The sequence below is a fragment of the Lewinella sp. genome (genome assembly GCF_050633125.1).
Lineage (GTDB): Bacteria > Bacteroidota > Bacteroidia > Chitinophagales > Saprospiraceae > Lewinella.
Genome location: NZ_JBOEFX010000054.1, coordinates 43,391 through 65,085, shown reverse-complemented (window position 1 = coordinate 65,085; position 21,695 = coordinate 43,391). Strand labels below are relative to the sequence as shown.

The window sequence follows — 21,695 nt, the reverse complement described above, 5'->3', positions numbered from 1 at the left end:
ACATTTCTAAACAGGCTGCTTATGTTTAGGGCGTAGCCTCCTGAATAATTTACTGATACTTGCCGTCAATCCACTCAGGTCAAAAAGTTTACTGTCGGCCATAGCTTTGATGGTCAACCAAACACCTATAGGCGACAAAACAATGCAAGGCAACCAAGCCGCCAGGGAGGCAGGCACCAGTAAGGTCTCCGCAATTTTTCGACAGAAAATGGTTAGAACAATAAACACGATAAAAGCCACTACACTTACCAAAAGCGGGTAGCCGAACCCACCTTTCCTGACAATGGCTCCCAATGGTGCACCAATAAAAACAAAGATAATACAGACCACTGCCATACTGTATTTGGTATGCATTTCATATATGTGCTTGACCTTGTCTTCTTTGGTCCTACTCAGAGATACTTCCGCTTGCTCAGCTTGGTTAATAATCGCCCGGGCACTTGATTTGGCCTTGGTCATGAACCTTCGCCGCTCGGCAGGTGTGAGGACCTCCAGCCAGGCAGTGACAGAGGTAATCGTGTCGTTAAAACGCTCTAAGGGTACTTGGGGCTGAACTTTTGAAGAGTCGACTTTTGTCTCCATGCCCGCAGCTTTCTTAATAGCGGCGGCTTTTGCCATTCTCTCTTTTTGATCGGTAGTTTTTTCTAAAGCGATTAGTTTTTCGCGTTCATCCGTTCGATTTCGGCCTGCGCTTGACATACGCTGCGAGTAACTTTCTAGACGTTGTACACTGTCGGTTCCCATTTTTTCTAATAGCCGCAAGCTATCAGCCAGGAGGGAGTCTTGCATAGTATCTTCATTGGCTAAGCTATCCTGCTCTGCATCTATTTCAGACAGTTCATCCTCCTCTGGCTCTAGTTGTGCTTGTGGGTAAAGGCTATCGACAGGAAGAACACTAAAGTGCGTTCCAACCTGCTTGGCAAGATTCAAATAGCGTTGATCTATGCGTTTTTGGATGGTGTCTATCTGACTAGCAAGTTGACTGATACTCATCATGGACCTATTTTGGCTAAATAGATCGGGATTGGTGATATCCATATTGAATTCACTCAAATCGAAGACCTTATTCCAGGATTTAAAGGCCGTACGTATAAAAGGAGCTCCTTTACCGGTATTTCGCCCAGTGGGCCTTGATTCTATGTACTGATGCCCATTGTACAATTGCATCACAAAATAGCTACCGTCTTTGGTGGAGAACATTTCGCCTGATTCTGCAATCACCTGCGTAAGCTTTCCACTATTGGCTTCTGAATGATCATATATCAGGATATCGCTAATCGTTCGACCGTCGCTGCCCTTCTCCCCTATTCTGATGGCGTAATTCCCGAAGTCGTCGTTGAAAACGCCCGTTTCCATGCTCATGGTGGGCTTCTTTTCCCGGATATCATACATCCGAGATCCAAACTGGAGATTTGCTACAGGAATAATATAGTCGTTACACAAGTAGGAAACAAAAGTAGCAATACTACCAAAGACGATAATCGGGCGCATGACGCGTAAGAGAGAGATTCCCGCAGACTTCAGGCTGGAGAGTTCATAACGTTCCGCCAAACCTCCCATGACCATTACTGCAGAAATGAGGATAGCCAAAGGCAGTGCCATAGGAACGAGGCCTACACACTTGTAAGCCAGCAATTCCATGATAACAAAGATACTCAAACCTTTGCCGGCAATGTCATCGATATACACCCAAAGAATTTGCATCAGGAGCACAAAGGTTGCAATACCGAACGTCACCAAAAAGGGACCAATGAAGCTTACCAGTAAAAGGCGGTCAATTTTTTTCAAAAGCTAAAATTGTGAGAAGCAGCACAAGGCATCCAGTCGTTTTCCCCTTCAACTTCTCCTTGCCGCAGAGAGACGGAGACACAGAGGTTTTTGCAAAGTGCGAAGTACTGCAAATTTTCGTACCGCAAAGGTAACGCTCCAAGGGCCAAAAGAGATGCGTTGCTGCTATATTTTAGGAAAAAGACTGTTTTTGTCGAAAAAAATATCAGCCATCTGTAACAAACGCCAATTTCGTCTCGTCGAGGAATTGAAAACGGATAAATCCACAAATGGACTGGATGGAATTCAGAGAACAAATATGGCCCATTAAAGACCGACTCTATCGCCTGGCGTTGCGGTTGGTCAATGATAGGGCGGAAGCAGAGGATGTTGTACAAGAGGTAATGGTCAAACTATGGCAGCAAGGGAAAGATTTGCTACTTATTAAAAATATGGAGGCCTGGTGCCTTCGGATGACTCGCAACCAGGCTTTAGATAAGCTGAAAGGTGGTTATCGAAAAAGAAGGACAGAAATTACAGATAATCTTCCCCAGTTCACCGTGAAAGATGGCCCCGATCAGCAATTGGAATGGAAAGACACCTACCAGCAAATCCGGGCGATCATACAAAACCTACCAGAGAATCATCGCTCGGTTGTACAATTGAGAGATATCGAAGGAATGAGTTATCAGGAAATTGCGGATGCTTTAGAAATGACGATGCCGCAGGTAAAGACCAATTTATTTCGGGCAAGAAAAGCCCTTCGTGAAGCACTATTAAAACAATCTTCCTATGGACTATAATACAGCAAAAACACTACTCAATCGATATTTTGAAGGAAACACTTCTTTGGCTGAAGAAGAAGCATTACGCAGCTACTTTCAGCAAGAGGTTTTACCAAAGGATATGGAACCTTACCGCTCCCTATTTCAGTTTTTTGCGATAGCTGGAGAACAGAAAGTAAGTGAAGCGTTTTCGGATCGACTCGAATCAATTCAGAAAAAGGAAACCAGCCGATTGGTACAATTTAGAAAACCGATGTCCAGGTGGTTAGCGATCGCAGCAATGATTACACTAGCACTTGCTGTTTGGCTATTAGCTCCAAGTGGCGAATCAAATAAGCAACAAGCTACTATAGATTGGTCCCAGTTTGAGCCTAAGAATGAGGAAGAAGCCATACGTGTAACAACGGCTGCTTTGCAGAAAACAAGTGCGTCTTTACGTCGCGGTATGAATGTAGCTACTAGTGAACTGCAAAGTGTCAAGAAATTGGTGCAGCCCTGGTGATTATTAGCTACTTGATACATAGTACAGGCTGTTTTAATACCCAAGTGAATAATAGCTCTGAAGTAAACCCAATTTAAACAAAATCGAAATTAAAATTACAGCAAATATGAAACAGTTTTTTGCATTAGCCCTGCTTTGTCTGGGCACAATGAGCCTCTTTGGGCAGGCCAACGCCATCGATGATTATTTCCAGGATTACGTGGAGGATGAGCAATTTTCGGTCATCTACATCAGTCCTCGCCTATTTCAGATGTTTGAAAAAATAGGCGGCGAAAAACTCGAATTGGATGATGATGAAGCTGCCGCCTTCATGGATTTAGCTACCGATCTTCGTGGCCTCCGCATTCTTAGCACAGACGTTACGCCGGAGAAATACTTCAATGAAGCAAAATCAAAAATTAACACCAAAACCTACGAAACACTGATTACAATCAGGGAACGTAATGGTGGAAACACAGAATTCCTATTGCGGGAAGACGACAAGGGGAATCTCCAGGAACTACTATTCCTATCTTATGGAGAAAGTGAGTTTACCTTAATGAGCTTTGTTGGCCCCTTGAATCTTGATAAAATCATCAAGCTGGCCAACGAAATGGACGAGGACAATTGACGTGAATTTTGCCTTTTGTGTTCCTAAAAAGCAGGGATAGTTCAAGGCAAAACTCACAGTACTAGGCACTTAGTATAGGGTATAGGGATTTTTAAAAACCCTATACGGCTGCTATATCAAAGCCCCTCTATCTAATACCTGTTCCAGATTCTTTCTCGCAAACCTGACTTAAGTAATCACCCGGCGCTTTTTGTGCGCCCAAAAAACTAAAAGCATGAAACCATTAATGATGCTAATCGCTCTTTCCTTGAGCACCTTTATCCTATCAGCACAGAATAATGTTATCAACTCTTTTATTGAAAAATACAAGGGGTTGGAAGATGTCACCCACGTAAATATTAGCGGTGGGCTGCTCGATTTTATCAGCAAAGCCACTGACGAGGATGGAGAGCGGACCTTTTTGTCAAAACTCAATCATTTGCGTGTGCTGTCCGTGCCTAATCGCTCAGATATTGCAGCTTCCGACCTCACGGCACTGCGACAAAGCATCCAAGCCAATAATTATGAAGAACTCATTAGAATTCGTGACGGAAAAGACCTGGTATACATTTATCTCCATGAAAACAAAGATGAGGTGATTGAAGAACTCATTGTTCTGGTCGAAGACCCTGAAGAGGTTACACTGGTAAGCCTGAGTGGGTTGATGTATTATCAGGATTTGCAAAAACTAGAGCTTGATGGGGAGGCTGGAGAGGCATTGAATAGATTGCCTAGTAAGGAAGAGCCGCGTCCTTAAAAACGGTTTTAAGAAAGACTAGAAAATACCTGCCTATCTCATGTAGAAATAGGCAGGTATCTTTTTCTACCTAGCTCTTAGGTACTGTTACTACCTAAGAGCTAGGTAGCAAGTATCATTAAAATTAGGTATTATTTAGATTTAGTCTAAATAAGTATAAATTGTTTTCTACGTTTGTGTCAACATAAAAATAACACAAGCATGAATCAACAATACATTTGTCTATTAGCATTACTCTTTACAGGATGTTGCCTTAAAGCACAAGTGGAGGAAGTTAGTATCGGTGCCAGTTATTCCAACCAGGTATTTTACCAGATTCAGGATGGGAGTACGACAAGCATAGCCCATGAAGATTGGGATATTGCTTTTGGGGTAGCTCCGCAAAGCGCAGGCATTTTTGTAAACGAAGGAGTGTCGGCTAGCTTTGGAGCTCCGGCGCCAGAAATTTCTGTTTTCTTCAGTATCGACGAGGATTTTTCAACTGCTGACACGCTGAATATCATTGAGCAGGTTTTTAATCCGGAGGTCAGTTGGGAGTCAGGTGCATTTAACAGCATCGCTAGTGCAGACAACCCTTTTGACTTAGGCTGGGGAACGTATAATCCTAGTAATCATACGATAAACAGCAACTATATTTTCTTTATACATCTACGCAATGGAGTTTGGCGTAAACTAGAGATTCAATCTTTAGCCAACAATGTCTATTCCTTCCGTCATGCTAATCTTGATGGTACAGATGAAGTCAATGTACAAATCACAAAGGATGATTTCACGGGCAAGACACTCGCTTATTATTCTTTTGCAAGTAATGAAGTAAAGGACCTGGAGCCAGCTCATTGGGATTTACTCTTCACCCGTTATTATTCTCCGCTTGATGATGGCGAAGGTGGTATCATCGAATATCAGGTGGCTGGCGTTCTATCAAATCAGAATGTTGCAGTAGCACAAGCCGATGAGGTAAATCCTTTTACCGTTTCCTTCCAGGATTACCTAGCGGAATTTCAGGACACATTGAATACCATTGGCCACGATTGGAAATTCTTTGATTTTACTACAGGCTGGGGTATTCAGGAAGATCAAGTATTCTTCATTAAAACAGCAGCTGATAGTATCTGGAAAGTTCAGTTTTTGGATTTTTCCGGCTCTTCTTCAGGCATCACGACCCTAATGAAAAGCTACGAGGGGCTATTGGTTAATAGTGATGACTTGCCTGACATGTCAGATAATCTTTCTGTTTTTCCGAATCCAAGCAATGGAGAGATTAACCTCCGCTGGACGGTTAATTCAGCTCATTCTCAGCATCAAAAGCTGGAAATCATTGATGCTTTAGGCAAGGTTGTTTATCATGAAACGATCCCCACACAAATTGGCCTGAATACCTACCAATTGTCAACAGCACTTCCATCGGGGCATTACCACCTAAGGATTCAAGATGGGCAAGCGCAAATTGTTCGACCATTAATCATAACACAATAGTCGTTTCTCTCTTTAATAGCTGCTTGTAGTTGCGAGGCAACTACAAGCAGCTATTCTTAAAATAAAAATAATGAAGCATTTTCCAGCTAGAATTTTCTTCTTACTAATGGCTATAGGAGTGGTGGCTTTTTCCACTACTTCCTGCTTTCACGACACTACCTCGGATGTCTCCGGTTCAAATACCGGAGACACTTTAAAGCGGATTGTGTCTCTTGATGGAATGGTGACAGAATTGCTCTACCAATTAGAATTAGGAGAGCAAATTGTTGGTATTGATGTAACGAGTACTTATCCCGAAGAGGAACTAAAGGGTAAACCTCAACTTGGGCATGTCAGTCAGCTAAATGCAGAAGCGATTTTAGCCTTGCGCCCTGATTTAATCATTTGCAAAAAACAGGATGTAAACACCCCTGTATTGGCACAGCTTATTTCTGCTGGTGTGAACGTATTTGGGATTACGACTACTACGCACTTTAACAATGCTGTAGAGGTGGCTCGACAGTTACAAACGAAACTGTCAATTTCGGAAGCAAGTATAGGAGAGCTGACTCAAAACATTGCCCTAGACAGTCTGCGTTTGGCTAATCTCCTGAAAGAAACAACTCATCAGCCCAATATTTTATTCTTATATGCTCGTGGAACAGGCCGACTCTTTGTAAGTGGGAGCGGTACGCCCGTAGCTGCTATGCTGGAAAAAGCAGGTGGAAGAAATGCTGTCACAAACTTCTCTGATTACAAAGAGTTGAGCCCCGAAGCATTGCTAGCTGCTAACCCTGAAGTACTGTTACTATTTGAAAGCGGCCTGAATAGTTTAGAAGGAATGGATGGCCTTGGAGAAATACCCGGAATGGCACAAACCACTGCTTATCAGCACAAGCGAGTCATCACGATGGACGGCCACTACTTGAGTTCTTTTGGCCCAAGGGCGGCTCAAGCGGCCTACGATTTGGCGCTTCAGTTACAGACGTTTAGTCAAACCGAGCTTTAAATGAGGGTAGGCAATAGAATTTATTGGCTGCTTTGGGCAGGATTGATTCTCAGCATTCTGGGAAGCCTGATGTTTGGTGCCTACGCGATGAATAGTACGGAATTATTCAAAGGACTCTTTTCCTTTTCAGGCCCCAAAGGGGAAATAGGAGAAGGTTTCCTTATCTATCATATTCGCCTTCCCAGGGTGTTGCTTGCAGCATTGGTTGGAGCCGGATTGGCGAGTGTAGGTGCAGCCATCCAAGGACTTTTCCGCAACCCGTTGGCAGACCCTACCCTGATAGGTGTCTCAAGCGGAGCGGTATTATTTGCCGTCTTGGCGATTGTTCTTACGAAAAGCTACTGGTCTACCCTACCCGATTGGATACAGCAAACCTCCGTAAGTCTATCTGCCTTTATTGGGGGCGTCATCACTACTTTTGTTGTTTATGCGATCTCGAAAAAAGACCAGCATGTTTCTGTCATGACCATGCTACTGGCAGGAATTGCTATCTCAGCTTTAGCAAGTGCAATTGTAGGGGTATGCATCTATCTTTCAGATGACCAGCAATTAAGAGATATTACTTTTTGGACTTTAGGAAGCTTAAGTGGAACAAATTGGCTTCAGGTAGGTATTCTTTCTCCTCTGGTGGTCGGAGGGCTTTGGTTGTTAAACAAGCAAGCAGCGACAATCAATGCTTTGTTACTAGGAGAAAAGGAAGCAGCTTACCTTGGTGTGAAAGTGGAAAGTGTGAAAACACTGATCATTTTAATAGCAGCTTTAATCACAGGTGTTTGCATCTCCTTTACGGGAATTATTGGTTTTGTAGGACTCATCATTCCACATTTTCTTCGCCTTATTTTGGGAAGTAATTACACTCAACTTCTTCCGAGTTCTGCCATACTAGGAGCTCTGTTTTTGGTAATCACCGATACTTTTGCGCGGACCATTGTTGCTCCAGCAGAACTGCCATTGGGTATTATCACGGCATTAGTTGGGGCACCTTTCTTCCTTTGGCTGATTTACAGGACCAATAACAACCAAGTAATGCTATGATTAACCTTAGGAACATAAGCCTTCAAAGGAATGGGAAGCAAATTCTGGAGAGCATTGACCTTGATTTGCCGCCTGGGGCGCTTACAATGATATTAGGCCCCAATGGAGCAGGAAAGACCAGCTTGTTTGAAATACTAACAGGTCAACTTACACCACAAGGTGGGGTAATCACCTGGGAAAATGCGTTGTTTGGCAACTGGTCTGCAAAAGAAATGGCCATCCGGAGGACGGTACTTTCTCAGCAAATGCACGTCAATTTCCCCATCCAGGTAGAAGACCTGATAGGTATGGGAAATTATGCGGTACGCAACCTTCTGAAAGACGAAGAGCATCGCAGTATTGTCCGCTATGCTTTACGCAAAGTTGGTATGACTGCTTTCAGAAACAGAAGCTTTCCTAGCCTATCTGGTGGTGAGCAACAACGCGTCTTGTTGGCAAAATGTATTGTTCAGCTCGAAAGCAATTACTGGCGCCCACATACACAATATTTATTCCTGGATGAGGCGACTGCTAACCTTGATATTAAACAAAAACACGAGGTGATGCAATTGGTGAAAAACATTATCCAGCGAAGAGGAATCGGTGTAGTTGCCATCGTTCACGACCTGGGGCTTGCTGCTACTTATGCAGACCGAATCATATTACTAAAACAAGGTAAGGTATTGGCACAAGGCGACTGTAAAGCCACTTTAACTCCTACCAATATCTCTAAAACATTTGAACTTAAAAGTCACCAAATTCCCACGTTGTTCTCGAATAACCTCACACATTTAGCGTAAAATCATTCTAATACTCGAGTAAATGAACCATTCATCTGGACACGAATCGGATATGATAAATGTTATTATCCATGACGAATTTGGGTACATCGTTCGATGCTCTGGTTGTGGCGTTTTACAAATTGCCTTTGGCAATTTTTGTGTAGATCAGTCTTTCCCTGAGTTCCAAAGGCTTGCAGAAACCATAGCACTAACACTAAAGAAATCTCAAAGTAACAAGGAGTCCTCCTTACTTAAATCAATTTATTTACCCACACCATACGCTGGATTTAATTTGCTATTCACTTTTCATGAGCTAAAGAAATTGAATGACATGCTACAAACTGCACTGCTTATCATTCAAGCTGAATTACTGGCGAGTGACCACAAAACTGATAATTACAATGACTTCAATTGAACTACTTCTGCGCGACAAGCAGACCATTATTGCTGAAACTCCCCGTATTCGCCAGCGAAATTTGGCAGCGAAACTAGGTATCAGCGAAGCTGAGTTGCTTACGCTTGCTCCGGATAGTACCGTTATCCGACTTTCTGGCGATTGGAAATTACTCTTGCCGAAAATCAAGCGCATGGGCTATGTGATGGCCCTTACCCGTAACGAAGCTTGTGTACATGAGCGAAAAGGTGTTTACGATAACATCAATTTTTACGGAGGCCCAGCCAACATGGGCGTAGCAGTCAATCCAGATATTGACCTTCGTTTTTTCATGAATGAGTGGGTACATGCGCTTGCTGTAACCATGGATCGGGGTAAAATGGGGATGCTCTATTCTTTCCAATTTTTTAACGGGGAGGGAGAAGCTGTTCACAAAATATTCTCTACGGAGAAGTCAAATATTGATGTTTACCACCAGTTGGTTGCTGAATACCGGGCAGAAGACCAGTCTCCATTATTTCCATTGCCAAAGAAAGAAGAAGCAAGCACTCAGGAAACAACGAAAGAAGATGTTGATGTGGAAGCATTTCAGCAGGAGTGGCTCAACCTCAAGGATACGCACGACTTCTTTGGTTTGCTGAGAAAGTACGGTCTTAGCAGAACCCGTGCGCTTGAATTAGCTCCTTTAGGCCATAGCCAGGCCGTGCCTGTAGATTTTTTAAAGGAAGTTCTCCAATACTGTGCAGCGCAAGCGATTCCTATCATGTGTTTTGTCCACAGTAAAGGTTGTGTTCAGATTCATACCGGTGAAGTAAGCCAGCTTAAGGAATTGGGAGAATGGTACAACATTCTGGACCCCGCTTTTAACCTTCACCTAAATATGGAAATGGTCAAGAAAGCCTGGATCGTTAAAAAACCAACAGTAGACGGTATCGTCACCAGTTTGGAGCTTTTTGATGAGGATGGCGAACTTATCGTTTACTTTTTTGGTGCACGCAAGCCAGGAAAGCCAGAGTTAGAAACTTGGCGAGAAGCCATTAACCAATTTTCTCTGAGCTGCTAATCAGAAACTGATGAATAAAATACCCAAGCTACTCCCGTTTGCGCTCTTGTGTTGCAGCACGCTACTTGCACAAGTAGAAAATGATTCAATAACTTGGTCTCTTGCTATTGAAGACATTGTCGTGACGGCTCAATTTGCCCCCACTGCCAAGGAAAATGCGGTGCATGAAGTTAAAGTAATCGAAATCGAGGACATTACTCGGCAAGGCATGAACAACCTGGCAGAGGTACTTACCCAGCAGTTGAATTTTCGCGTAAGCAACGACCCTATTCTCGGTAGCGGCGCACAAATACAGGGCGTTGGAGGAGAGAATGTACAAGTAGCTATCGACGGTATTCCAGTTATAGGGAGGGTCAACGGCAATGTTGACCTTTCCCAAATAAAACTTTCGGATGTAGATCACATAGAGATCGTTGAAGGAGCACTCTCTGCCCAATATGGCAACAATGCCGCTGGCGGTGTCATCAATATTATCACAAAAAAAACGCAACTCAACAAATACAATGTTTCGCTTGCTAGCCAATTTGAGGACATTGGGATCATGAATTATGACGCTTTGTTCTCTGCCCGTTTTGATCGTTTTTTTTTCAGTGCCAGCGGAAGTCATTATCAGAGCCAATTTGAACCCAATGATAGCCTCCGGCTTATTGAAACAACAACCTTAGCTGATGGATCAACGCTTCAACAACGGAAATTTCCATGGAATCCAAAGGTACAGAACAGCCTCAATGGCAAATTGACTTATCGGCCCAATGACTCGTTTGACATTACCTACCAGCAACGTTACTTTACGGAATCTGTTTTTCTTTACGGCCCTGTAAAGCGGCCATCTTTCAATCCTTATGCTTTTGATGAAACCTACCTCACCAATCGCCATGATCATACACTGTCTCTAAATACCTGGATGTCTTCCTCGTTGTATTTACAATCACAAACGGCACTGAACAGCTTTACGCGAACCAAACAATATGAACGGTTGGAATTGGAAAGCGGTGAATCTACTCCCGTTTCGGCAGAACAAGACACCTCACGGTTTACCTCAATCCTGCATCGTACGAGTATCAATACCGCAAGTCAGCGAAAAATCAATGGACAGTTCGGCGTAGAATATCTTCGAGAAATGGCTTTTGGCCGCCGACTTATGGATACTTCGGCTGTTGATCTGAATGAACCTAGCCAACAAAACATTGCGTTCTGGCTTGGGGCTCGCTGGACACCAATCACAAAACTGATCCTTCAAGCGAGCCTTCGATATGGTCATAACAGCCAGTTTGACCACCCAGTGTTGCCAGCTTTAAACCTGCGCTGGAACATAACAGAGGATTGGACGCTAAAGTCCAGTTATGCACTAGGGTTTCGTGCGCCTTCTATCAAAGAATTGTACTTCAACTTTATTGATATCAATCATTTCATTGTCGGTAATAATGAATTGCAGGCAGAGTATTCAAACAATGCCAGATTGAGCCTTGATTATCGTAACAACCTAGGTAACAACCAATTGCTTCGTTTTGGGGTAAAAGGCTTTTACAATGCTGTCAGGAATAAAATAACGCTGGCAGAATTTTCGCCACTGCAATACAACTACCAAAACCTCGAAACATACGATACACATGGGCTAAACTTCACGGTCAATTATGAGTCGGAAATCATTTCTTGTGAAAGTGGCTTTTCAATAACCAATATTGCCAATGATTTTGCAGAAGAGACCAGCTATGAACCTACTTTTGTTCCCGTAGCCGAAGTGCAATCCCAGCTATCTATCTGGATTCCTAAAGTAGACATTGACTTCTTGGTTACGCATCGTTATATTGCACGGCAGCAGCGATACTATCTTTATGAAGACGAGGTTTTGCTTGGGTTCATTGGCCGAAACCATCAGCTAAATGCCACTTTAAACCGTCAGTTTTGGCAAGAAAGAATACACCTTAGTATTGGTGCTAAAAACCTGCTCAATCAATCGAGTCGATCACTAAGCGGAGCGAGTAATTCTGGCGATGTACATGGTGGCAGCGGACAATCTATACTTACGGGTTTCGACCGCAGCTATTTTGTCCGATTGCAATTCTCATACGGAAAATAAGTGAGCGTATAAAACCAAATTGCCCCCTCTTATTTTAGCTCGAAATACCAGGGGGTTACTTTCCGCTATGGTCTCTCCCCTTGCTTTCTCCCTGCTGGAATTCCTGTTCTAGTTCTTTTTGTTCCCGTAATTCATCCTCGGTAGCTTGGGTGTCGAGTAGTGCATTCAAATCTGGTTGCCCGGCATCTACCCAAGCCGTAAACCAGGAACTGCCAATGGCCAGAATCGCATCTTGCATTCGTGTTTCCACCATGCCATCCATGGCTTGCTCGTAGACCTTTGCGTAGTCTTCGCACTGGGTACGGATCGAACGGCCCAATCGCTCTTCAAAGCAAAATTGTTGATCGGGCGGGATTGTTTGGCTCAGCCTTTTTTCGATAAGGAGAACACTGTCCAATAACTTATGACTGTCTAAGACGGCAGTCCAGAAATAATCATTTTTATCGCGGATATACTCTGCTTTGCCCACAAAATAATCGTAGCCTTTGTCGGCAAAAAGCTCAGGTAGACGACTTTCCCAAAAGGCATGAATACCTACTTGGTTAGTCATCTCGCCGTTATAGTTTTCAGTGGTGTGAAGAGGTACATGTGCATCGCCGATATAGTGGCCGATTTCTGAACATATCCTCAGAATAGATCGGGCATCTCCTCGTTCAAAAGCCCTGGTGAGTTGTCGCTGAGTAGCCTCCAAGTGATAAGGAACGATGCCGTATTCTGAAAAATGATCAATGGCCTCTACCCTGCTAAAAGTCTCTGCGGGCCAGCCAAAAAGTGCTGCTGTTGCGGCAGGTGATGGCAACCATTCGTCTTCGTAGTACTGTGGTTGAATTTCCTCCTGCCAATAAGTCTTGTAATCTTTCAGCGACAAATAGAGCGGCAGATCAGGATGGTTAACTTTTAACAAGGCGGTATCTCTGCCGTTATTTGCTCTTAATATAGAAGCTACTTCCACAACCAGGGTGTCAGTAGAACCAGCTTTGATCATTCTTAACTCGCCGTAGCGCAACAATGCTTCTGTCCAGTTGCGGGGCACCTCAGGAAAGGGATGGACGCCCCAATGGTCAATGTCAATATAATGCCGTACGGCTTCATGCTTGGTGGCATAGCGGCGTTTGTCAGGATCTACGGCATGATCGGTAACGTACTCGATATGGTGGCGAAAGAAGGGCATCATTTCCGGTGGCAGGGTGAATACCGCCATTCTATTAATTCGGCGATGACCGAAAAAGCCCCATTCCTCCATCGCTGTGTCGCTTAATGTAAATGCGCTTAGCAAGGTAAACATCAACAATAAAAATAGTATACCCGGCTTTAAAAAAGAAGATGTCGATTTGGCCACAGCTTTGAATTTAAAGGACTTTGATATGAAAAACACTTGAACCATATAAGTTATATAAGGAAATATAAATCCCCCTAATTTACTCAAATGACGATGTTTGAGAATTTCTATTCTGCAATCTCAAACAAAGTCCCTGTACGTCCCGGAGGGACGAGGCCAAGATGGCGGTAGGTTTTTTCAGTAGCCTCTCGCCCTCGGGGTGTTCGTTGGATATAACCTTCCATAATCAGGAAAGGTTCGTGGACTTCTTCGATGGTGCCAGACTCCTCTCCTACTGCGGTAGCGATGGTCGTGATTCCAACCGGGCCACCTTTAAATTTGTGGACGATTGCACTCAATATCTTGTTGTCCATTTCATCGAGGCCGCCTTCATCAACATTAAGGGCTTCCAGGCCATACTTTGCAATTGCCACATCTATGTTTCCGTTGCCTTTTACTTGAGCAAAATCCCTGATTCGGCGTAATAGAGCATTGGCTATACGAGGTGTGCCTCTGCTTCGGCGGGCGATCTCCATTGAGCCTGGGCCATTGATGGGCACTTGCAGAATTCCGGCAGAACGAATAATGATTTTACTTAAGGTAGCGGCATCGTAATAATCCAGCAGACAGGTAATACCAAAACGCTCACGCATTGGAGCTGTTAACAGTCCTAAGCGGGTGGTCGCGCCAATCAGCGTAAATGGACTCAGGCTAATTTGAACAGTCCGTGCATTGGGGCCGCTATCAATCATGATATCAATCCGATAATCTTCCATCGCGGAGTAGAGGTACTCTTCGACGACGGTATTTAATCGATGAATCTCATCAATAAAGAGCACATCCCCTTCGGATAAATTGGTAAGTAAACCGGCTAGGTCTCCTGGTTTTTCCAAGACAGGGCCACTGGTCATCTTCAACTCCGCGCCCATTTCGTTGGAAACAATATGTGACAAGGTCGTTTTCCCTAATCCCGGAGGGCCGTGTAGCAAAACATGGTCCAGTGCTTCCCCACGTTGTTTAGCGGCCTGGATGAATATTTTTAGATTTTCAACAATTTTAGGTTGACCACTGAAGTCATCCAATGCCTTGGGACGTAGTGCTCTTTCGTATTGCTGATCATCTGCCGGTAGCTGATCTTTATCAGGATCCAAGTGAGGATTTCGCATATTTTGAATTCGTCAGAAAAAAATACCCTAAAAAACAAACTAGATGTTTTTTGATCGTGTTTGCAAGTTAGTAAGAAGCGGAGAAATTCTTACTTTTGTGCGGTTATAAAAATAACGATTTCAAACGGGATAATAAATATGAGTACACAGAAGATAATTTATACAAAGACTGATGAGGCACCGTTCTTGGCAACTCATTCTTTTTTACCTATTGTTCAAGCTTTCACCAAGTCAGCTGGTGTTGAAGTAGAAACAAGAGACATTTCTCTTGCAGCCAGGATTTTGTCTGCATTTCCAGACTTCCTTTCTGATGATCAAAAAGTCTCTGATGATTTATTAGAACTGGGAACGCTTGCAAAACAACCAGAAGCTAACATCATTAAATTACCTAATATTAGTGCTTCTGTACCACAGTTGATTGCTGCAATTGAAGAGCTACAAGCAAAAGGCTTTGCCATCCCTGATTATCCGGAAGAAGCAAATTCTGAAGAAGAAAAGGCCATTAGAAATCGCTACAACAAGATTAAAGGAAGTGCTGTAAATCCAGTATTACGAGAAGGAAACTCAGACAGACGCGCTCCGAAGCCTGTCAAGGCTTATGCCAGAAAGCATCCACACAGAATGGGTAAATGGACAGCTGATTCAAAATCGCATGTAGCCACCATGTCGTCAGGAGATTTCAAAGCAAACGAAAAATCGATTACTATTCCAGTTGATACTACAGTAACTATTCAGCATGTAGATCAAGCTGGGACGAAAACCATCCTCAAGGATAACTTAGCTTTATTGGCGGGCGAAATTATTGATGGAACATTCATGAGCAAAAAAGCTTTGCTAAGCTTCCTGGATGAAAACATTCGTGATGCAAAAGAAAAAGATGTACTCTTTTCACTGCACATGAAGGCTACTATGATGAAAGTTTCGGACCCCATCATTTTTGGTCACGCTGTCAGAAGCTTCTTTGCACCTGTATTTTCAAAACATGCTGATACATTTGAAAAAATCGGCGTAGATGTAACCAACGGTTTTGGCGACTTGATTGCAAAACTAGATGAATTGGATGCATCAGAAAAAGCAGAAATTCTTGCTGATATAAATGCCTGTTATGCAGATCGCCCAGATCTAGCGATGGTTAATAGTGATAAAGGAATTACAAACTTGCACGTACCAAGTGATGTGATCATTGATGCATCAATGCCTGCTATGATCCGTACTTCTGGACAGATGTGGGACAAAAATGGCGAGCAAAAAGATACCAAAGCAGTCATCCCTGATAGTAGCTATGCTGGGATTTACCAGGAAACTATTGATTTCTGTAAAGAGCATGGCGCTTTTGATCCCACAACAATGGGTAGTGTGCCAAACGTAGGTTTGATGGCACAAAAAGCAGAAGAATACGGCTCTCACGACAAGACATTTGAGATAGCCGCAGACGGAAAAGTAGAGATTGTTGATGGCGACGGAAATGTCCTAATGTCACACGACGTAGAAGCAGGTGATATCTGGAGAGCATGCCAGGTGAAAGATTTACCTATCCAAGATTGGGTTAAACTGGCCGTCAACAGATCAAGATCTAGCGACACTCCTATCGTTTTTTGGCTAGACGAAGAACGCGCTCACGATAGAGAGTTAATCAAGAAAGTCGATAAATACCTAGGGGATCACAATACGGATGGGTTGGAGATTCACACGATGTCACCTTCTGCAGCAACTAGATTTTCGCTGAATAGGATTAAAGAAGGCAAGGATACTATTTCTGTGACAGGTAATGTGCTGAGAGATTACAATACCGACTTATTTCCAATTTTAGAAGTAGGGACAAGTGCTAAAATGCTTTCTATTGTTCCATTGATGAACGGAGGAGGCTTGTTTGAAACAGGAGCTGGTGGATCTGCACCTAAGCATGTACAACAGTTCGTTGAAGAAGGACACCTAAGGTGGGATTCTCTTGGTGAGTTTTTAGCATTAGCAGTGTCATTGGAACACCTTGGGTCTACATTTGATAATTCAGGTGCAGTCATCTTGGGAAGCACTTTGGATAAAGCTACTTCGGAATTCTTGCAAAATGACAAGTCACCTTCTCGGAAAGTGAACGAACTCGACAATAGAGGAAGCCACTTTTTCCTAGCTAAATATTGGGCGGAAGCACTTTCGGAGCAAAACGAAAACAAGCAATTGAAGGAGAAATTTGCTACTGTGGCGACAGAGTTAGCTGCTAAAGAAGCAGTAATTCTTCAAGAACTACTCGATGCTCAAGGGGCTCCTGTTGATATTGATGGCTATTACTACCCACAAGTCTCTATGGTAAATAAAGCAATGAGGCCTAGTGAAACACTAAATGGTATTTTAGCTAGCATTTAGGTTGGTGTAAATCACTTCGTGACTTAACTTTTAGAACGGGCTTTTGACTTGCGTCAAAAGCCCGTTCTAGCTTAGTGCTGCACCACAATACTCCTGCTAGTATTCCCTTTCTCCGTTGCTACTTGCAGCGTGTATATACCGTTTGGTAAGTTTTGGCAGTTTTCTGAAATCGTTTCTCTGTATACCTTTTGAGAAGGATAAGTCTTGACTAAGCGGCCTGCTTGGTTGAATAATGCCATTTGAGTTGCTGCCTGCTCTGGAAAATCAAATACCAGCGTAAAGTACTCATCAGCAGGGTTTGGAGCAATTGTAATTTGATAATTAGGAGGCAGTGAATTGCTTTGAGTATTTCCAACTGGAACGAAAGGTTTCAGCCGAATAAGTGGAGTAATATTGGTCCCTAAGCCATTTATCACGAAGTTTGGTCGATCTCCACCAAGGCTATCGGAGTAGATAACATGAGCATATTGAGGCAAATCCATTTGATTAGAAATAACACTATTGGCATGGTAATCGTATTCATCGCTTACTGAAATCACAATGGTGTCTTCTTCGTCTTCACTTACATATTCAAGTACGATCAGGTAATATTTCCCTCCGGGCAAAGTTAGTCGATCATATGGGCCTTCCGAGTCTATGTGAATAGGAGAACGTACCAGCGTTTGATTTTCAGAACCATCAAAGAGGTATTCATTAAAATAGATGGGGGTATAATCATATTCCAACGTATCAATAACACCATCTTGGTTTTGATCCCCCAGGGTTTCGTAGAGTAGAATAGTAACCGCCCCTTGCCCTTCCGAAACTTCCGATGCATTATCAATCATAAATTCCACATCTCTTACTTCAAAGGTATAAGGCTCAGGGATATAAAAGCAAGTGCCTATATAGTAATTTGATCCTTGCAGTCTAATCCCTCCTGTCCGCCCGGATTCTTTTGCCAGGCTTTCGTAGCTAGAAGAAAAATTGAAGTGAATGGTGTCATTTTGAGGGTTAATATCATTGCTGGTGGTCGTAACAATGTAGGTACCCCAGTAATCTCTTTCTACAAAAAAATTAGTTAATGGTAAGTTGAAAGGCTCTTCATTGAGTACATCATTTCCGATGCTTTCTCCGGGCAATAGCTCGCCATAGTTTTTTTCAACACTATAGATTACTTCTCCAGTTGTAAGATTGGTAATCTGGCAGTTTACAATCACATCATTGGCGGCCTCATCTCCTGTATTGAGGACATTAACCGCAAAGTATTGGGGGTTAAAAAGCGCTGTTGGCGCTTGTGCGTTTTCCGGAATGACATAAAAGGTGGTATCCAGTTCCAAATCTGGTCCGCCTTGAGCATTGAGAGGAATTGAAAAAAGAAAGATAGCACAAAGGCTAAGAAGTAAGTGTGTAGAGAGAAGTCGCATAATCATTTATTTATATTCTATCAAAAATAAAACGGGCTGACTCAGTATCAACTGAATCAGCCCGCTGTTTTTGTCAAAAGACTTGCTAAAACACAGGTTTTAGCATAAAAAGCCTACGACTAGTGTTGTACAACGATCTTCTCGATACGTGTACCAGCATCGGTATCCAACTGTAGGAAGTACAAACCGCTAGCAAGCGAACGTACATCGTAGTTGAAAGTACCGTTCTGTAGCTTATCAAATTCTTGGGTAAGAATGATACGTCCAGTTTGATCGTACAAACGAACAAGCACATCCACCTGCTTAGGGAAGTCAACTTTCATATTGAAGTTGTCTTTTGCAGGAACAGGGTATACATTCACCCCAAACTCCGTAGGAAGTACCGTTTCGATAGCTGTAATTGCAGGCTGATCCAGGAATGGGTTATCACCAATAGATAGACGCACCACAGGCACAGATGTACCACCAAAGCCACCAGAGAAGAAGTTTGGTTCTTCAGCCACCAAATCCACAACATCAGAGTACTGCTCAATGCCAATAGAATCAGTAATGAAGTTATTAGCAGCGTAGTTATAATCTTCACTTGCAGAAATAGCTACCTGGTCATCTGCATTTGCAGCAACATACTGTACAACAGCAAAGTAATATTTGCCACTGGTCATTTCAATGCCCTCTCCTTCCAAGTCTACAGGGATGGTAATTAATACTTCATCTTCTGTACCATCAAACATGTATTCATTGAAGGCAATAGGCACATTACCATACTCATCAGGTCCGATACGTCCATCGCCATCTACATCTCCGTCAGACTCATAAAGGAAAGTCGTAACACCAGTAGACTGAGCATCAGAAACATTACTGATCATGAAAGACATGAAACGAGCATACCAGTTTTCGCCATTAGGCACGTAGTAGCTGTTACCAATGAACCAATCGCGGTCGTTGGTAAGGAAGATAGCACGGGTAGGGCCTGTTTCCTTAGCAAATAAAGAATCGGTAACAGAGAAGCTAAAGAACAGAGAATCATTTCCAGGATTGACATCGGTAGAATCCTGGCTCAAAATATAAGTACCTTCATAAAAACCAAGAGACGATTCATCTGGTGCAAGATCCAACGGCATCGTAGTATCGATGAAATCATTCTCTGCAATAGAATCTACAGCAATGTTGCCATAGTTTTTAGTCTGGTCATAAACCACAGTACCACCATCAGTAACGTTTACGATCTGAAGGTTCAGCTGTACGTTTTCAGCCACTAAACCACCATTGTTCTGGATATCAGACATGAAGTACTGAGGCTGAAGCTGAGAGTAAGGTGTGTTTACGTTATCAGGAATAGCAAAGAAGTTGGCATTCGCCTGAATGTCGTAACCGATACGCTCCTGGATAGAGATATCATCAATACCCCAGAAGTAATAATCTGTTGCAAAGGTGATTTTGATCCGAATTTCATCAGCACCAGCAGTGTGGGCATTTAGAATCGGAACCGTTTGGCGATTGCTGCGGATTACATTGTTTCCCAAGTTCGGATTCAAATCCGTTGCTGGGCTCCAGGTTGCGCCATCATCAGTACTTACGGCGAAAGAGGTCTTCAAACCATCAGGGGCATCCGTTGGCAAGTTCAAATAGCGCAAGGTTTGCGAAATTGAAATTGACAAAGCACGATCCGCTGCTGAGATATCAATAGGAGGAGAAATCAACTCTGCTACGTACTGCGGGTACGGAGGAGGGTTAGATGCAGGTACGTTAGCAGCGTCGCCACGGAACATCTGGAACATGTTGTTCATGATCATCGTACCATTGGTACGGGTAGCTGAATTAACAAAGATAGCGCCAGGTGCTTCGAAACCGAAGATGCCGTTGCCCAGGTTGCCGTTAGGGCTCCAGGTCCAAATGGCTCCGCACTCAGAGCGCTTGGTGTAAGTGAATACATATTCATCACCTGCATCGGTGATCTGCGTGTAAGTTAGTGTATTTCCTCCATCGGAGTATACTATCGTAGGTTCACCTCTTCCGGTGTAAGCATCTACAAAAGCTGGAAATTCAAGTTCTGCATTAGTAGCCCATTCTACTACACCACCAGCAGTTGTTTCGGCAAATGCTATGCCATTGGCCAGTACGGTAGAGGCGTTCAAAGAAGAGATTAGGGTGTCACCAGAAAAGCTGTAAGTTCCATATACAGTAGCATATTCAGAACCGTCATCAGTATCAAAGGTAAACTGATACTCTGTGTCATTTAGAAAAGACCACTCAAAGGTAAGCCCATCGTATCCAAGGGGGGAACCATTTTCTGTTCCTTCGGTAAGCGTCCAAATACCATAATCAGGACCAGAGTTATCACCATAAGTGCTGACATTTGAGCCACAAAGAATAGGGTTAACGCTCCATCCTGCCATACCTTTGGAGAAATCTTCTTCCCAGATAATGTCTTGCGCGGTCAAAGTACCGGCGGCCATTACCAAGAAGGCGAGTGTAAGTAAACGTTGCATCATGAATTGCATGTTTTAAATTTAAGTGTAGGATATAAAAGACAAATATAGGTCACTACTTTTAGAAAAAAGTCGAAATAATTAGCTCGCATCTGACAATAGATAGCAATAATTATTTCTCCTTATTCGTATAGGAGTTCTTTTCCTAGACAATAGTTTAATCAGGAATGTTCACTAGGGTGTTAGTTTTCCACTCCGTGGTGTGTATGACCAAGAAGAATGGAAAGTTTTTAAGCAGAAAAGGACGTTCCACAGCCACAAGATTCTTTGGCATTAGGGTTATTGAAGGTAAAGCCACGGTTATTTAAACCGTCTAGCCAATCAACTTCCATACCAAGTAAATAGATCGCGTGGGCTTTCTGGACCATCACTTTCATCCCTTCGATTTCGTAAACATCGTCTTGCTCTTTGATCAGGTCAAAGCCAAGGATATAAGAAAAACCAGAGCAGCCTCCTCCTTTTACTCCTACACGTAAGCCGTGGTCTGAAGGGACAGACTGTTCTTTCTGTATTCGCTTAAGCTGTTCAACTGCGCCAGGCGTAAGGGTAATGGGTTGCATACTCGTTTTCACCGTGCTCATACTGATGATGTCTTATTAAGATAGATTCCAAAGTAAAGATACAAATCCAAAACATACTCAATGAGCACTTAGTTGGCATTTGTGAAAAAATAACGCTGAAAAGTGGAGATTCTTTGCGCAGCAGTTACTTTTGTGGCATTGGTGCATTATAAGATTGTCTAAACATCAGTAATAATT

General features: G+C 43.1%; 18 protein-coding genes. 12 read left to right on the top strand and 6 right to left on the bottom strand.

Annotation, left to right across the window (positions count from 1 at the left end; genetic code table 11):
* Positions 1–6: 6 nt before the first annotated feature.
* Positions 7–1,788 carry an LptF/LptG family permease gene (locus ACRBG0_RS13065; protein ID WP_431487317.1) on the bottom strand — a complete coding sequence of 594 codons (1,782 nt, stop codon included), beginning with the start codon at positions 1,786–1,788 and terminating at the stop codon, positions 7–9.
* A gap of 278 nt (positions 1,789–2,066) precedes the next feature.
* Between ACRBG0_RS13065 and ACRBG0_RS13060 the strand changes: the two genes are divergently transcribed.
* From ACRBG0_RS13060 to ACRBG0_RS13010, 11 genes are all read left to right on the top strand, one after another.
* The gene (locus ACRBG0_RS13060; protein WP_431487316.1) at positions 2,067–2,570 is read left to right on the top strand and encodes an RNA polymerase sigma factor; all 504 of its coding nucleotides are present in this window, start codon (positions 2,067–2,069) and stop codon (positions 2,568–2,570) included.
* The gene (locus ACRBG0_RS13055; RefSeq protein ID WP_431487315.1) at positions 2,560–3,054 is read left to right on the top strand and encodes a hypothetical protein; all 495 of its coding nucleotides are present in this window, start codon (positions 2,560–2,562) and stop codon (positions 3,052–3,054) included. The genes ACRBG0_RS13060 and ACRBG0_RS13055 overlap by 11 nt, the downstream gene beginning before the upstream one ends.
* 106 nt (positions 3,055–3,160) lie before the next feature.
* A complete protein-coding gene (locus ACRBG0_RS13050; RefSeq protein WP_431487314.1) occupies positions 3,161–3,664 on the top strand; it encodes a DUF4252 domain-containing protein in 504 nt (167 codons plus the stop codon).
* A 214-nt stretch (positions 3,665–3,878) separates the two neighbouring features.
* Positions 3,879–4,400, top strand: a complete 522-nt coding sequence (locus ACRBG0_RS13045) for a DUF4252 domain-containing protein (protein ID WP_431487313.1) — start codon at positions 3,879–3,881, stop codon at positions 4,398–4,400.
* Positions 4,401–4,601: 201 nt separating this feature from the next.
* Positions 4,602–5,876, top strand: a complete 1,275-nt coding sequence (locus tag ACRBG0_RS13040) for an HmuY family protein (protein WP_431487312.1) — start codon at positions 4,602–4,604, stop codon at positions 5,874–5,876.
* Positions 5,877–5,946: 70 nt separating this feature from the next.
* Positions 5,947–6,864, top strand: a complete 918-nt coding sequence (locus ACRBG0_RS13035; protein WP_431487311.1) for a heme/hemin ABC transporter substrate-binding protein — start codon at positions 5,947–5,949, stop codon at positions 6,862–6,864.
* Positions 6,865–7,899: a FecCD family ABC transporter permease gene (locus ACRBG0_RS13030; RefSeq protein ID WP_431487310.1), complete on the top strand. Its 1,035-nt coding sequence runs from the start codon at positions 6,865–6,867 to the stop codon at positions 7,897–7,899.
* Complete coding sequence (locus tag ACRBG0_RS13025) at positions 7,896–8,678, top strand: heme ABC transporter ATP-binding protein (RefSeq protein WP_431487309.1); 783 nt, start codon at positions 7,896–7,898, stop codon at positions 8,676–8,678. Before ACRBG0_RS13030 ends, ACRBG0_RS13025 begins: the two co-directional genes overlap by 4 nt.
* 22 nt (positions 8,679–8,700) lie before the next feature.
* On the top strand, positions 8,701–9,075 hold the full coding sequence (locus ACRBG0_RS13020; protein ID WP_431487308.1) for a DUF6686 family protein: 375 nt from the start codon (positions 8,701–8,703) through the stop codon (positions 9,073–9,075).
* On the top strand, positions 9,062–10,117 hold the full coding sequence (locus ACRBG0_RS13015) for a hemin-degrading factor (protein ID WP_431487307.1): 1,056 nt from the start codon (positions 9,062–9,064) through the stop codon (positions 10,115–10,117). The genes ACRBG0_RS13020 and ACRBG0_RS13015 overlap by 14 nt, the downstream gene beginning before the upstream one ends.
* A 10-nt stretch (positions 10,118–10,127) precedes the next feature.
* Positions 10,128–12,197, top strand: a complete 2,070-nt coding sequence (locus tag ACRBG0_RS13010; RefSeq protein WP_431487306.1) for a TonB-dependent receptor domain-containing protein — start codon at positions 10,128–10,130, stop codon at positions 12,195–12,197.
* Positions 12,198–12,252: 55 nt separating this feature from the next.
* Here the strand turns inward: ACRBG0_RS13010 and ACRBG0_RS13005 are convergent, their stop codons facing one another.
* Together ACRBG0_RS13005 and ruvB are read right to left on the bottom strand one after the other, a co-directional pair.
* On the bottom strand, positions 12,253–13,482 hold the full coding sequence (locus tag ACRBG0_RS13005) for a zinc dependent phospholipase C family protein (RefSeq protein WP_431487305.1): 1,230 nt from the start codon (positions 13,480–13,482) through the stop codon (positions 12,253–12,255).
* 161 nt (positions 13,483–13,643) lie between these two features.
* The gene (gene ruvB, locus ACRBG0_RS13000; RefSeq protein WP_431487304.1) at positions 13,644–14,681 is read right to left on the bottom strand and encodes a Holliday junction branch migration DNA helicase RuvB; all 1,038 of its coding nucleotides are present in this window, start codon (positions 14,679–14,681) and stop codon (positions 13,644–13,646) included.
* A 138-nt stretch (positions 14,682–14,819) separates the two neighbouring features.
* Here ruvB and ACRBG0_RS12995 point away from each other — a divergent pair, with 138 nt between their 5' ends.
* Complete coding sequence (locus tag ACRBG0_RS12995; protein ID WP_431487303.1) at positions 14,820–17,042, top strand: NADP-dependent isocitrate dehydrogenase; 2,223 nt, start codon at positions 14,820–14,822, stop codon at positions 17,040–17,042.
* 71 nt (positions 17,043–17,113) lie between these two features.
* Here ACRBG0_RS12995 and ACRBG0_RS12990 read toward each other — a convergent pair whose 3' ends face one another.
* The 3 genes from ACRBG0_RS12990 to ACRBG0_RS12980 form a co-directional block, all read right to left on the bottom strand.
* Positions 17,114–18,448, bottom strand: coding sequence for a T9SS type A sorting domain-containing protein (locus ACRBG0_RS12990; protein WP_431487302.1), 1,335 nt, complete (start codon positions 18,446–18,448; stop codon positions 17,114–17,116).
* A gap of 119 nt (positions 18,449–18,567) precedes the next feature.
* Positions 18,568–20,940, bottom strand: coding sequence for a T9SS type A sorting domain-containing protein (locus tag ACRBG0_RS12985; RefSeq protein WP_431487301.1), 2,373 nt, complete (start codon positions 20,938–20,940; stop codon positions 18,568–18,570).
* A 227-nt stretch (positions 20,941–21,167) separates the two neighbouring features.
* Positions 21,168–21,518 carry a HesB/IscA family protein gene (locus tag ACRBG0_RS12980; protein WP_431487300.1) on the bottom strand — a complete coding sequence of 117 codons (351 nt, stop codon included), beginning with the start codon at positions 21,516–21,518 and terminating at the stop codon, positions 21,168–21,170.
* Positions 21,519–21,695 lie beyond the last annotated feature (177 nt).

Excerpts from the sequence above, each read along its gene's own strand:
- ACRBG0_RS12990 (WP_431487302.1), bottom strand. The coding sequence starts at position 18,448 with ATGCGACTTCTCTCTACACACTTACTTCTTAGCCTTTGTGCTATCTTT.
- ACRBG0_RS13035 (WP_431487311.1), top strand. The coding sequence starts at position 5,947 with ATGAAGCATTTTCCAGCTAGAATTTTCTTCTTACTAATGGCTATAGGA.
- ruvB (WP_431487304.1), bottom strand. The coding sequence starts at position 14,681 with ATGCGAAATCCTCACTTGGATCCTGATAAAGATCAGCTACCGGCAGAT.
- ACRBG0_RS13025 (WP_431487309.1), top strand. The coding sequence starts at position 7,896 with ATGATTAACCTTAGGAACATAAGCCTTCAAAGGAATGGGAAGCAAATT.
- ACRBG0_RS13020 (WP_431487308.1), top strand. The coding sequence starts at position 8,701 with ATGAACCATTCATCTGGACACGAATCGGATATGATAAATGTTATTATC.
- ACRBG0_RS13060 (WP_431487316.1), top strand. The coding sequence starts at position 2,067 with ATGGAATTCAGAGAACAAATATGGCCCATTAAAGACCGACTCTATCGC.
- ACRBG0_RS12980 (WP_431487300.1), bottom strand. The coding sequence starts at position 21,518 with ATGAGCACGGTGAAAACGAGTATGCAACCCATTACCCTTACGCCTGGC.
- ACRBG0_RS13015 (WP_431487307.1), top strand. The coding sequence starts at position 9,062 with ATGACTTCAATTGAACTACTTCTGCGCGACAAGCAGACCATTATTGCT.
- ACRBG0_RS13055 (WP_431487315.1), top strand. The coding sequence starts at position 2,560 with ATGGACTATAATACAGCAAAAACACTACTCAATCGATATTTTGAAGGA.
- ACRBG0_RS13005 (WP_431487305.1), bottom strand. The coding sequence starts at position 13,482 with ATGTTTACCTTGCTAAGCGCATTTACATTAAGCGACACAGCGATGGAG.
- ACRBG0_RS13040 (WP_431487312.1), top strand. The coding sequence starts at position 4,602 with ATGAATCAACAATACATTTGTCTATTAGCATTACTCTTTACAGGATGT.
- ACRBG0_RS13050 (WP_431487314.1), top strand. The coding sequence starts at position 3,161 with ATGAAACAGTTTTTTGCATTAGCCCTGCTTTGTCTGGGCACAATGAGC.
- ACRBG0_RS12995 (WP_431487303.1), top strand. The coding sequence starts at position 14,820 with ATGAGTACACAGAAGATAATTTATACAAAGACTGATGAGGCACCGTTC.
- ACRBG0_RS13030 (WP_431487310.1), top strand. The coding sequence starts at position 6,865 with ATGAGGGTAGGCAATAGAATTTATTGGCTGCTTTGGGCAGGATTGATT.
- ACRBG0_RS13045 (WP_431487313.1), top strand. The coding sequence starts at position 3,879 with ATGAAACCATTAATGATGCTAATCGCTCTTTCCTTGAGCACCTTTATC.
- ACRBG0_RS13010 (WP_431487306.1), top strand. The coding sequence starts at position 10,128 with ATGAATAAAATACCCAAGCTACTCCCGTTTGCGCTCTTGTGTTGCAGC.
- ACRBG0_RS12985 (WP_431487301.1), bottom strand. The coding sequence starts at position 20,940 with ATGATGCAACGTTTACTTACACTCGCCTTCTTGGTAATGGCCGCCGGT.